The following is a 12,503-nucleotide window of genomic DNA, read 5'->3' on the forward strand; positions in this document are numbered from 1 at the left end:
GAAGCGAACTACTGCAGTTCGCGTGCACCGCCGCTATTTGAGAATTCTGGAATAAACCAGTCGCCATCAACTTGAGTTACTCCACTAGGCACTTCACGTGCCTGCTGTGGAATATCTCTTAATGCTGTACTCATATAAGAGATCCACATTGGCAATGCAAGACCGCCACCAGTTTCTCGATCACCTAAGCTGGCTGGCTTATCAAAACCAATCCATGCAACAGCAACTACTTTCGGGTTATACCCAGCAAACCAAGCATCATGAGAATCATTGGTAGTACCAGTCTTACCCGCAATATCATTGCGCCCCAACTTACCGCGTGCAGAAGCTGCGGTACCAGTCTTGGTTACCTCTTGCAACATGCTATCCATTACGAAAGCAGTTCGCGCATCCAATACACGAGGAGCATCCTCACGAGCGTGAGTTGGCTTTGCTTCAAACATGACAGTGCCTTTAGAGTCCACCATCTTATCAATCAAGAATGGATCCACTCGATACCCGCCGTTGGCAAACACACTATAAGCAGATGCCATTTGCAACGGCGTTACTGAACCCGCCCCTAAAGCCATTGTTAAGTAAGGTGGATGCTTCTCTGGTTCAAAACCAAAACGCTGAATATATTCCTGTGCATAGGAAGGGCCAATAGCACGAATGATACGAACGGAAACCAAGTTTTTGGATTTTGCTAAAGCATTCCGCAAGCGCATCATCCCATCATATTTGCCATCGTAGTTTTTTGGCTCCCAGGCCTGACTACCTGTTTCCATGCTGCCAATTGATAGGGGTGCATCATTCACCATCGTGCTAGGACTAAAGCCTTTTTCAATAGCAGCTGCATAAATAAATGGCTTAAATGACGAGCCTGGCTGACGCAAGGCTTGTGTCACATGGTTGAATTGATTGCGCCGAAAATCAAAGCCGCCCACCAAAGAGAGAATGGCGCCGGTCTCTGCATTCATAGACACAAAGGCCGCTTCAACTTGTGGCAGTTGTGCCAACTTCCAAACTCCACCATCAGATAACAGGCGTACAACCGCTCCAGGACGCAAGCGCTTCTTAGGCTGGGTGCTATCAGTGATAGATGCGGCCGCCAGCTTCATACCATCGCCTTTAATGGTGATGGTATCGCCAGTAGCAATCATGACCTGCATTTCCTTCGGCTTCACATCAAGCACAACACCAGACTGCAAATCATCCAACTGTGGATACGCAAGTAACGCTTCATCAATCGCACGTTGGCGCTTGACAGAATCTTCCGGTAACTCAATAAATCCCTCGGGGCCACGATAAGCATGACGCAAGTCGTATTCAAAAATTCCTTTGCGCACTGCCTTATAGGCTGCGTCTTGATCCGCTTTCAAGATAGTGGTGTAAACATCAATTCCTTGGGAGTAGATTGCCTCACCATATTGTGTGAATAGCAATTGACGCACCATCTCTGCAGGGAAATCTGCGCGTACTGCAAACTCATTGCCAAGACCACGAATATGCAATTCCTCAATCATCGCTTTTTGGTACTCCTCTGGGGTGATGTAGCCCAGATCGCGCATACGCTGGAGAATGTACTCTTGACGAATCTTGGCCCGGCGGAAGTTGCTTACCGGGTTATAGGCTGATGGCGCCTTTGGCAATCCAGCCAACATGGCTGACTCAGCAATGGTGATGTCTTTTAACTCTTTACCAAAATAGATCTGTGCTGCACTAGAAAAACCATAAGCCCGTTGTCCTAAGAATATCTGGTTCATATAAATCTCCAGAATTTTGTCTTTGGTTAATTGAGACTCAATTTCCCAGGCTAATAAAACTTCATAGATTTTTCGGCTAAAGGTCTTCTCATTACTGAGGAAGAAATTACGTGCCACCTGCATAGTGATGGTTGAAGCGCCCTGCGAAAGATGTCCACGTAAGTTGGTTAATGCAGCCCGCAAAATTCCAACATAGTCCACGCCACCATGAGAATAGAAGCGATCGTCCTCAATTGCTAAAACAGCATTGCGCATGCTTTGAGGAATTTCATTTAACGGGATTACCTTGCGACGCTCTTCACCAAACTCACCAATCAATACTTTGTCTGCCGTGTAGATGCGCAGAGGGGTCTTTGGGTTGTAATCAGTTAGGGCGGAAATTTTTGGGAGATTAGGTTTCGCTACCAAAAATGCGTAACCCATCAATAAGGTAATTACCACTGCAAAAACTACGCCGATGATCAGCAGAGCCTTGACCAGAGGATTGCTTGAATTCTTGCGCGGCAAGCCAGGCTGAACTCGTGTTTGCCGAGGACGTCTATCAGATGGACGAATAGGACGCTGATTGAGCGGCGGCTTGTCTTTTGGAGGTAAGGCCATATGCCCAAATTATAGGGTGCTTAGTCAATTTCCCTAAAAGCTCCAAAACCCCTGTTTTATGAATAGTAAAAGCCTAATTTCTGACGTTGGGTTCAAGCTGGGCTGATGGCTTTTCAGGGCTCAACACTCAAGAATGGAGTCATGCCTGCACGCCACATTTCTAGCCAATCATTTGATGAAATTTTGAGCGATCTCGGCGATGACCCGGCCATCCCAGACCCTCATGGAATACGTAAGCCACCATCCCCGCAAGGCGCCCCCTCCAAAGCTTCAGGACAGAATGATCACCCTCGTTTCGTGGACTCCCTTCACAAACTTCAGATCCCAAATTCTGTTCAAAAAATGGGAGTGTTGATTGTCCTTTTTCTTGGGGTCTTAATAGCGGCAGCTGTTGCAGTCTCCATTGCCTTTAATACCCTTAATCAGGCGTCTCAAAGCACTCAAGAGGAATCTCAAAAGCTCATTTCCGAACTAAAAAAGGAGATGGCCTTAATGCGCGATGAATTTCATCAAGATCAAGATGATTTATATGCAGCAATAGATGAAATAGAAGTAAGTATTCACTCATTAATGAATAAAAAGCCTGAAAGCAGGGTTTCTAGCAAACCTAAGACGCCCTCCTATGAGGCCGAATTACGCCGCTGGCGCTACTTGGGTGCAGCCCAAATGGGAGGCTCTCATCAGGCATTTTTCAATACCGGGAAAAGCAATATTGCTTTTGAAAAAGGAGGTCAAGCTTTAGGCGAATGGCGTCTTAGCAGCATAGAAAATGACAGCGCAATCTTCTCTCATCCGGAAGGCAAATTTCTAGTGTTGAAAGCCTTCTCAAACGAATGAGCCCCTGCATTCACCCCCTCCAAAAATACTTCAATAGAGCCTGCTTTTTGCTGGCTTTATTCATGCTGCTTTCACCAAAACTAGCGGACGGAAACTTGCCCTCACAAAATCATTTTCTGAGCCCAATTAGTCTGCAATTTACCGACATTGAAATAAGAGATCTTTTGCAGGTTTTAGCAAAATTAGGTAACACCAATTTTTTATTAAGCGAGTCAATCAAGGGGAAGATTTCGGTCGACCTCAACAAGACTCCCTGGCAGACCGCCCTCCACTCCATTCTTGCCAGTCGTGGTTTGAGACTCGTACGTAATGGTGATATTTACTGGATTGGGCCCCACGCAGAAATCCAAGCCTTCCAAAAGTTTCGTCGCGAGGATGCAGCCCTTCCTTTTGGTGGAGATCACATCAATAGCCCCAGGCAGATTCTGATAGAAGCTCGCATTGTGGAAGCGGATGAACGCTTTGCTAAGGAGCTGGGAGTCAAGCTAGGGTATCAAGCTAACGGCATACGTGGCAATGCAGAACAACAGATAAAAGGCAGCATGGATTTGGCTGGCGCAGGATTAAGCGGCTTTAATCCAGCAGCCATAGCAGCAACCTTAGTCTCCAGAAATGGGAGTCGCATTCTTCAGGCAGAGCTTTCCGCCCTAGAATCTGAGGGCCAAGGAAAAATTCTTTCCAACCCCCGAATCATGACAGGCGACCAAGTGAAAGCCACAATTGAGCAAGGCACTGAACTCCCCTATCAAACTTCCAATCAAAATGGCAGCAAATTGCAATTTAGAAAGGCCAATTTAAGACTCGAAGTTCTTCCTAAAATTCATCCAGATGGAAAGATTTCAATGCTAGTGGGGATCAATAAAGATACGGTAGGCATGAAAACAGAGCAGGGTTATGCGATTGATACCAAAAGCCTTAGTTCCGAGGTCACCGTTGAGAATGGTGGAACAGCGATCATTGGCGGCATCTTCCAAACTACCGAAAGAGAAGATGAAGTCAAAATCCCTTTATTAGGGGATATACCGCTAATTGGCCATTTTTTCCGTCATAAATCCAAATTACAAGACAAAACTGAATTGTTAGTCTTTTTAACTCCGACCGTTCTCGACAAACCCTAATAAAATCGAAGGGTGAACTCTTCGACAAACAATATCTTTCTGATCGGCCTCATGGGCGCCGGGAAGTCGACCGTCGGAAAAGTTTTAGCAAAAAAATTAGGGCGCCGATTTCTGGATGCTGACCACGTCATCGAAGAGCGCTGCGGCGTAAAAATTCCCGTCATATTTGAAATGGAAGGCGAGGAAGGATTTCGCAAACGAGAGGCGCAAGCCATTCGCGAAATCACCTCTGAAAAAGATATCATTTTGGCAACTGGCGGAGGCGCTATTCTCTTACCAGAAAATCGCCAAGCACTAAGTGAGCATGGAACTGTTATCTACTTACACGCCAATCCAATTGAACTCTGGCATCGCACTAAGGGTGGCGAAGGTCGCCCACTTCTTAAAAATGGTGACGCTAAAAAAATACTAGAGAACTTGTACGCTATTCGCGATCCTCTCTATCGTGAAATTGCTGACCATGTGATTGAAACTGGTAAACCAAGTGTTAATCAGTTGGTTAACACCTTAATCATGCAACTTGAACTCTCCGCTTAAATACACTGGCACTATGATGAAAACACTTGAAGTTGATCTTGGAAATCGCAGCTATCCAATCTATATTGGTACAGACCTGATTGATCAACCAAACTTATTTAGCGCCTGCGAAAAAGCAACTTCGATTTATATCGTCAGCAACACTACGGTTGCTCCCCTCTATGCCGAGCGTCTGACCAAGACTCTCAATACTTTTGGAAAGCCTGTTAGAGCGATCGTCTTGCCAGATGGCGAGTCATTTAAGGACTGGAAAAACCTTCAGCTTATTTTTGATGATCTCTTGAAGTTTGGTGCCGACCGCCAAACGATGTTGGTTGCCTTAGGCGGTGGAGTTATTGGCGACATGACCGGATTTGCTGCGGCCAGCTTCATGCGGGGCATTCGCTTTATTCAAGTGCCAACCACTTTACTTGCTCAGGTGGATTCTTCGGTGGGCGGCAAGACTGGGATCAATCATCCTCTCGGTAAAAACATGATCGGTGCTTTTCATCAGCCGGCGGCAGTGATTGCAGATCTCAATACATTAAAGACTCTACCTCCAAGAGAACTGTCAGCAGGTCTTGCTGAAGTGGTGAAGCATGGTGCGATCGCTGACGCACCATTTTTGGATTGGATTGAAGCCAACGCAACGCCTCTGCTAGCTTGCGACACAGAAGCAATGGGTCATGCAGTGCTACGTTCATGCGAAATTAAATCTGCAGTGGTTTCCGCAGATGAAAGAGAAGGTGGTATTCGTGCAACCCTAAACTTTGGCCATACCTTTGGACATGCAATTGAAGCAGGCATGGGTTATGGCGAATGGCTACATGGCGAAGCGGTTGGTTGCGGCATGGTCTTGGGTGCGGACTTATCTCGCCGCCTTAACTACATCAGCGAAGCCGATGTCCAACGTCTCACCAAAATCATCCAGTCGATGAATCTACCAATCACACCTCCAAAGTTTGGCGCCGAACGTTATATGGAACTCATGCAGGTTGACAAAAAAACTGAGGGCGGCCAAATCCGTTACGTTGTTTTAGAAAAGATTGGCAAAGCCCAGATTAAAAGCGTAGCTGATGCTCAGGTAATTGAAACCTTGAGCGCCACGGGTGCCGCTTAAATTAGGGTAATCTTTATTTCTTTGCCAGCTTGAGCGCTAGCAAACTCAGACAAATCACTTAAAAGCTCTTTGCCGGTTTTAGTGTCCAGCCACAAAGGCTTGGCCATAGCGCCAGCCCAACGATAGTGGTAGCCGCCTGATTTTGCCGCTACCCAAATTTCATGTAAAGGTGGCTGGGTATTCACCACAATGACGCTTTTATCTTTAAAGCGAACATTGATGACATTTCCTCCCTGGCGCTCGACATCTAAATCCAGATCTAATGCATCATCGGCAGCCTCTAAGGCTAGCTCTATAGAATGCAGTAAATGGCTCCCCAACTGATAAAACTGCTTGTCATCAATGGTTTCTGCGCCTGAATTAGTTGGATTCATACTGGAGTCCTGCATGCTATATTCAATCATTCGTTTTAGAGACATTCATGATAGCGATTCTTAATAGAACCCTCTGCCTTAGCCTTTTAATATCCCTTGTTGGGTGTGGGGTAAGAGGACAGCTGTACATGCCAAATGTACCGCCAGCTCCCGTTGCCCCTTCAGAGCCAGAACCAAAAGGCAAACTCTACCCACCCCAAACACCTGCCAGCCCAAGCAATTCTTCAACGGCCAAGTAATGACAAGTAAAGCACTTCCAATCCCTCAGTTATCCGGTTTTACCGAACGCAACGGCAACTGGTATGCCGAAGAAATTCCCCTTTCAGACTTGGCGAAAGAGTTTGGAACGCCGCTCTACGTCTATAGCAAAAAGGCATTAACCGAAGCCTACCAGGCTTATGACAAGGCATGTATTGATAGCAACGGCAAACGTCGTGCGCGTGTGCACTACGCCATGAAAGCCAATAGCAATTTAGCAGTGCTCGATTGCTTTAAAAAACTAGGCTCTGGTTTTGACTTGGTCAGCGGCGGCGAGTTAGCTCGCGCATTAGCTATCGGCGCAGACCCAAAAAGCTTGGTATTTGCTGGTGTAGGTAAATCTGCCTCTGAAATCGGCGCAGCCTTAAAGGCTGGCGTCAAATGCATCAACGTTGAATCTATCGCAGAACTACACAAGATCAATAAGGTTGCCACAGAGCTCAATCTGCGCGCCCCAATTTCTTTGCGTGTTAATCCAGATGTGGATGCACAGACTCATCCTTATATCTCTACCGGCTTAAAGGGCAATAAATTTGGTATCGCCTATCACGAGGTTTTAAAAACTTATCGTGAAGCCTCGCAACTTTCTCAAATTGATGTAGTTGGCATTGATTGTCATATTGGCTCACAAATCACTACTACCGCTCCTTACCTGGATGCGCTCGATAAAGTTTTGGATCTTGTAGCGCAATTGAAAAAAGAAGGTATTGTTATTCATCATCTTGATCTAGGTGGTGGCCTCGGAATTTCTTATAGCGATGAAACTCCGCCAGATATCACTGAGTTTACGAACACCTTATTAAATCGAGTAGCTGAACGAGGCTTTGGGCATTTAGATGTTGTCCTTGAGCCAGGTAGATCATTGGTTGGTAATGCTGGTGTACTAGTAACCACCGTGGAATACTTAAAGCCAGGCGCTGAAAAGAACTTCTGTATTGTCGATGCCGCCATGACAGAGTTAATGCGCCCAGCCTTATACGAAGCACATCACGGCATTGTGCCTGTCCAAAAGAAAACAGCAACAGCTTTGACTTACGACATTGTTGGTCCAGTTTGTGAGTCTGGTGATTGGCTAGGAAGAGATCGTCATCTTGCAGTAGAAGAAGGCGATCTTCTTGCTATTCTGTCTGCTGGTGCTTATGGTTTTGTGATGGCATCCAACTACAATACGCGGCCTAAACCTGCAGAGATTATGGTTGATGGAAAAAATGCTTACGTCATTCGTGCGCGTGAAAATACTGCCGACTTATTTTCCTCTGAAAAAACTTTACCGAACTAAAAATTGCTTAGCCTTAATAATGCGATAGCAATGTAAAAGTTTTAGGCAATAAAAAACCCGCTACATGAGCGGGTTTTTTATTTGAAGAAATTTGCTTAATGCAAACCAGCGATGTAATCAGAAACTGCTTTCATTTCTTGATCAGAAAGCTTAGTAGCAATCGTAGTCATCTGGCTGCTATTTTTACGAACACCTTCACGGAATGCTAGCAATTGTGCATTTGTGTAATCGGCCCATTGACCACCTAAGAGTGGGTACTGAGCAGGAATACCAGCACCAGTTGGGCTATGACAAGCCGCACATGCTGGCACACCTTTTGCTGCAATACCGCCACGATAGATGCTTTGACCCAATTCAATCGTGTTTTTATTTTGCGCAACACCTTGTGACAATGGCTGCTTAGCTAAATAAGCTCCAATGTTTTGCATATCTTGCTCGGTTAAGGTTGCTGCCATACCCATCATCACAGGATTGGCGCGTGTACCTTCTTTAAAGTTCTTCAACTGCTTCGCTGTGTAAGCTGCGTGCTGGGCAGATAACTTAGGCCATGTACCAACTGCACTTTGACCTTTAGGTCCGTGGCAAGTTAGGCAAGCTGTAACGCCGCGAGAAGGGTCGCCATTGGAGTACAAAGCTTCGCCAGCTGCTGCATCGACCTTTGGCTTGCCAGGAACGGCAGCCTTGGCTTCAGCAGCAGGAGCTGCATCGGCAGCAAAAACCGTGCCAGAAAAGCCAATCAAGGCGAAAATAGAGAGAGCCGCAAAACCAGCACGTAAGCTAGTTAATTTGGAGATTTGAGAGGTTTGACGCATTATGTTTACCTTGGCAAAAATTCCTAAAAGTGTTTGGGCCCTGCATTTACAACCTTTTACCCAACACCATGAGATATTTCATGATTTTGCGTGATTTTACAATAGCTTCTGGACATGTCTAAACTCTTTCAAGCCCGATTCGCCACCACAGTCAATGACACCCATTGCCTGCCTGCTACACCCCTGCGCGAGGTGGCTTTTGCGGGGCGCTCAAATGCGGGGAAATCTAGCGCTATAAACGTCCTTTGCAACCAAAAAAGACTGGCTTTTGCCAGTAAAACGCCAGGCCGCACCCAACATATCAACTATTTTGGCCTTTTTGCCAAAGACGACCTGCTGGCGTATTTAGTGGACTTGCCGGGCTATGGCTACGCGGCCGTCAACCATGAGACCAAATACCACTGGAATGCCCTCCTAAGCGACTATTTGCAGGAACGGGAACAGCTGGTGGGCATGGTGCTGATTGTGGATTCTAGGCGCGGTATCACCGACCTGGACGAGCAAATGATTGAGTGGTTTGTACCTACCGGTAAGCCAATCCATGTTTTGCTGAGTAAGTGCGACAAACTCAACAAAAGTGAGTGTAAGCATGCGCTAGAGGCTGTTCGCAAACAATTACAACAATATGACCCAGCTTTGCCAGATGGCAATGGTGAGTCCAAGCAACTTACGGCACAATTATTTTCAAGCACTAAACGTATTGGGCTTGAAGAGGCCGACAATATTGTTATTAAATGGTTATTTGAAGCAGAGACTAAAGAAGATGAAATCACCAGCTAACTCATTGCTAAATTTTCCAGGGCACCGCCCTCGCCGTATGCGCCGTGATGATTGGTCACGTCGCCTCATGCAAGAAAACAGCGTCTCTACCAATGATTTGATCTACCCAGTCTTTTTGCTAGAAGGGCAAGGGAAATCTGAAGCCGTTGCATCAATGCCGGGCGTGAATCGCGTTTCTTTAGATCTACTTTTTCCGATCGCACAAGAGTGTGTTGATTTAGGCATTCCAGTACTCGCACTCTTCCCAGTGATTGATGCAGCACTAAAGACGCCAGATGGCAAGGAAGCCTTTAATCCAAAGGGGCTCATTCCCTCAGCCGTTCGTGAACTCAAAAAACGTTTCCCAAATTTGGGCATCATGACTGATGTTGCACTTGATCCATACACAAATCATGGTCAAGATGGCGTACTCGATGAGCAAGGTCGCATTCTCAATGATGAGACTACTGCCATCTTGGTGCAGCAAGCAGTTGCGCAGGCTGAAGCAGGCGTCGACATCGTTGCACCATCAGACATGATGGATGGCCGAATTGGAAAAATTCGTGAAGCGCTTGAACAAAAGAAACTTATTCACACTCGCATCATGGCGTATTCCGCTAAATATGCATCTGCGTTTTATGGTCCATTTAGAGATGCCGTAGGGTCTGCAAAGAACCTTGGTAAAGCCGATAAAAAAACCTATCAAATGGATTGCGCCAATGGGGATGAGGCCTTGCGGGAGGTTGCCCTCGATATTAGCGAAGGTGCTGATATGGTGATGGTCAAACCAGGCATGCCTTATCTGGATATTGTTCGTCGCGTAAGAGAAGAATTTAATTACCCGACTTATGCTTACCAAGTGAGTGGCGAATATGCCATGCTCAAGGCAGCTGCACAAAACGGCTGGTTAGATCATGATGCCGTCATGATGGAATCTTTACTTGCATTTAAACGTGCTGGTGCAGATGGCGTTCTGACTTACTTTGCGCTTGAAGCGGCACGACTCATTAAAGCAGCTAAGTAATTCAATAGTTAATTGTTGGCTATATAGCTACTTTAGTTTTTCAATACGTTTCTTAAGCGTTCAATAAAACGCTGCGGCGGCATATAACCAATGACACGTTGATCTTTTTGCTCTTGAGAATTTTGATCAAAGATCAAAATACCTGGGGGGCCAAATAATCCAAAGCGCTTAAGTAATGCCTGGTTCTCAGGGCTATTTGCAGTGACGTCAGCCTGCAATAAAACAAACTGCTTTAGCTCCTTGCTAACCTCTGGATTAGCAAAAGTATTCACTTCCATTTCTTTACAGCTAATACACCAGTCTGCATAAAAATCGAGGAGCACTAATTTCTTTTCTTCTTTGGCTTTGCTCAATTGAGCATCAAGCTGTGCCGGTGACCGAATCACTACAAAAGCCAATTCTCCAACCTGATGAATGCTTTGACCGTTGACTGTTTTTGCGCTTCCCGCAACATCATTCGTTTGCAGCAATGGTGACGCAATCCAAGCTGCGGTAGCAACCAGCAATACGCCCAAAGTACGCTGCAACCACACCATCCAGATCCCAGTAGAAGGAATCAAAATGCGGGCTTCAACAGCGATAAATAGCAGCGGTAGCCCCATTCCTAGTGCCATCACAAAGAGTAAGCCCGCACCCAAACTTATAGAACCGGTTTGGGCAATAAAGGCCAAAACGCCTGCTAAAGGAGCTGTGATACACGGGCTGGCTACCAAGGTAGAAATACCGCCCAATGCAAAGGCGCCAAATACGCTACCGCCCTTTTGACGCCCTGCCAGCCTATCAACATGCTGATGCCACGATTGGGGTAAACGCAGGTCATATAAGCCAAATAGACTGCCAGACAGGACTAATAGCAATAAGGCAAAAGTGGCGAGCGCAAATGGGCTTTGCAGGGCGCGTTGTACGCTGCCCCCTAGGGCCGCCATGAGTACGCCAGCCAAGGCATATACCAACGCCATACCTAAGACGTATGCAAGCGCTAAAGCGCTTGCACGACCCTTGGAGATGGCTTTGCCACCCTGAGTGCCGAAGATAACGCTCGACAAGATCGGCAGCATAGGAAGTACGCAAGGCGTAAATGCCAATGCCAAGCCCAATACAAAGAAAGCTAGAAATAAATAAGTGGTCGAAGTGCTTTCTAAAAAGCGACTGATGGCATTAACGTCGTCACGCTCACGCCATAAATCCGTCAAACTAAATTCGTCGTTCGCCTTTAAGTTAGATGAAGGGGCGCCATCCAATACATCTGGAATTGGTGCTGCTTTCACGCCAGGACCAGCAAGTAAAAATTTGAGGGTCATGGGTGGATAGCAAATACCAGCCTCAGCACAACCTTGAAGGGCAACCTCCAAATGAACGGGCTGTCCAGCTGACGACTTGATCTCTAGAAAAACCAAGAAAGGCTCTTTGTATACCTGCAGCTTTTTTTGGAAAGTTTCATCAAACTTCTCTATGCCCGTTGGCAGTGAAGGCCTTATATTATCTAGCTTCCCAGCCTGTGAGCCCGCTTGAAACTTCAAAGACTCTTGATAAATGTAATAGCCTTTGGCAGGTAAAAATTCTAGTTCAATTTGATTGGAATTTTCTAGCCAAGTGGCCTCTACTCGAAACGCTTTTTCTGGGGGCAAGAAATCTTGCGCAGCAAATACTTGTGCCGAGATAAAAAGTAAGAGTGCAAAAATTTTTACCAAGAAAGAATGTAATTTCATGACTTCGAATTTACCTCAGACTCTACCCACTTGCCGTACTGCCCTTCATATTGCTCAGGAGAAAAAGCTAATATTTCCGGCAAGTCATAGGGATGTTGCCTCTGAATGAAACTAGAAATTTCCACCCATTTACTGGCTGTAGTTTTTGCAGCAAGCAGAACTTCTTGCTCTTCGCAAATCTTGCCTTCCCAGCGATAGATCGATTGAATGCCCTCAGTCAGCTGCACGCAGGCAGCTAAATTCTTTTCAACCAATGCAAAAGCCATGCTCTTGGCGACCTCGGCACTTGGCAGGCTGGTTAGCACCACCAAAAGCTTGCTGGGATTGAATGAAGCGTTTTCAGACATTCTGT

General features: G+C 46.2%; 13 protein-coding genes. 8 read left to right on the plus strand and 5 right to left on the minus strand.

Annotation, left to right across the window (positions count from 1 at the left end):
* Positions 1 to 8 precede the first annotated feature (8 nt).
* Positions 9 to 2,345: a penicillin-binding protein 1A gene (locus ICN19_RS04245; protein WP_216245902.1), complete on the minus strand. Its 2,337-nt coding sequence runs from the start codon at positions 2,343 to 2,345 to the stop codon at positions 9 to 11.
* Between the two features lie 105 nt (positions 2,346 to 2,450).
* Here ICN19_RS04245 and ICN19_RS04250 point away from each other — a divergent pair, with 105 nt between their 5' ends.
* The 4 genes from ICN19_RS04250 (at position 2,451) to aroB (ending at position 5,936) form a co-directional block, all read left to right on the plus strand.
* Positions 2,451 to 3,182, plus strand: a complete 732-nt coding sequence (locus tag ICN19_RS04250; RefSeq protein ID WP_216245903.1) for a hypothetical protein — start codon at positions 2,451 to 2,453, stop codon at positions 3,180 to 3,182.
* 95 nt (positions 3,183 to 3,277) lie between these two features.
* Positions 3,278 to 4,300 (plus strand): secretin and TonB N-terminal domain-containing protein, encoded by a 1,023-nt coding sequence (locus tag ICN19_RS04255; RefSeq protein WP_255536925.1) that lies wholly within the window; start codon positions 3,278 to 3,280, stop codon positions 4,298 to 4,300.
* A 12-nt stretch (positions 4,301 to 4,312) separates the two neighbouring features.
* Positions 4,313 to 4,837, plus strand: a complete 525-nt coding sequence (locus tag ICN19_RS04260; protein WP_216245905.1) for a shikimate kinase — start codon at positions 4,313 to 4,315, stop codon at positions 4,835 to 4,837.
* A 16-nt stretch (positions 4,838 to 4,853) separates the two neighbouring features.
* Complete coding sequence (gene aroB / locus ICN19_RS04265) at positions 4,854 to 5,936, plus strand: 3-dehydroquinate synthase (RefSeq protein ID WP_255536950.1); 1,083 nt, start codon at positions 4,854 to 4,856, stop codon at positions 5,934 to 5,936.
* Here aroB and cyaY read toward each other — a convergent pair.
* Positions 5,933 to 6,355, minus strand: coding sequence for an iron donor protein CyaY (gene cyaY, locus ICN19_RS04270; protein WP_255536926.1), 423 nt, complete (start codon positions 6,353 to 6,355; stop codon positions 5,933 to 5,935). The two genes, aroB and cyaY, sit on opposite strands and share 4 nt — an antisense overlap.
* 2 nt (positions 6,356 to 6,357) lie before the next feature.
* Here cyaY and ICN19_RS10155 point away from each other — a divergent pair, with 2 nt between their 5' ends.
* Positions 6,358 to 6,549: a lipoprotein gene (locus ICN19_RS10155; protein ID WP_223146576.1), complete on the plus strand. Its 192-nt coding sequence runs from the start codon at positions 6,358 to 6,360 to the stop codon at positions 6,547 to 6,549.
* Positions 6,549 to 7,847 carry a diaminopimelate decarboxylase gene (gene lysA / locus ICN19_RS04275; protein ID WP_216245907.1) on the plus strand — a complete coding sequence of 433 codons (1,299 nt, stop codon included), beginning with the start codon at positions 6,549 to 6,551 and terminating at the stop codon, positions 7,845 to 7,847. The genes ICN19_RS10155 and lysA overlap by 1 nt, the downstream gene beginning before the upstream one ends.
* Positions 7,848 to 7,942: 95 nt before the next feature.
* Here lysA and ICN19_RS04280 read toward each other — a convergent pair whose 3' ends face one another.
* A complete protein-coding gene (locus tag ICN19_RS04280) occupies positions 7,943 to 8,659 on the minus strand; it encodes a cytochrome c (RefSeq protein WP_216245908.1) in 717 nt (238 codons plus the stop codon).
* Positions 8,660 to 8,773: 114 nt separating this feature from the next.
* Here ICN19_RS04280 and yihA point away from each other — a divergent pair, with 114 nt between their 5' ends.
* Complete coding sequence (gene yihA / locus ICN19_RS04285) at positions 8,774 to 9,439, plus strand: ribosome biogenesis GTP-binding protein YihA/YsxC (protein ID WP_216245909.1); 666 nt, start codon at positions 8,774 to 8,776, stop codon at positions 9,437 to 9,439.
* Complete coding sequence (gene hemB, locus ICN19_RS04290; protein ID WP_216245910.1) at positions 9,423 to 10,442, plus strand: porphobilinogen synthase; 1,020 nt, start codon at positions 9,423 to 9,425, stop codon at positions 10,440 to 10,442. The genes yihA and hemB overlap by 17 nt, the downstream gene beginning before the upstream one ends.
* 32 nt (positions 10,443 to 10,474) lie before the next feature.
* On the opposite strand, the gene dsbD is transcribed toward hemB, so the two are convergent.
* Positions 10,475 to 12,151, minus strand: coding sequence for a protein-disulfide reductase DsbD (gene dsbD / locus ICN19_RS04295; protein ID WP_216245911.1), 1,677 nt, complete (start codon positions 12,149 to 12,151; stop codon positions 10,475 to 10,477).
* Positions 12,148 to 12,498, minus strand: coding sequence for a divalent-cation tolerance protein CutA (gene cutA, locus ICN19_RS04300; RefSeq protein ID WP_216245912.1), 351 nt, complete (start codon positions 12,496 to 12,498; stop codon positions 12,148 to 12,150). Before cutA ends, dsbD begins: the two co-directional genes overlap by 4 nt.
* Between the last annotated feature and the right edge of the window lie 5 nt (positions 12,499 to 12,503).

Origin of the sequence: Polynucleobacter sp. AP-Capit-er-40B-B4 (genome assembly GCF_018882245.1) — a bacterium.
In the GTDB taxonomy this organism is placed as follows: domain Bacteria; phylum Pseudomonadota; class Gammaproteobacteria; order Burkholderiales; family Burkholderiaceae; genus Polynucleobacter.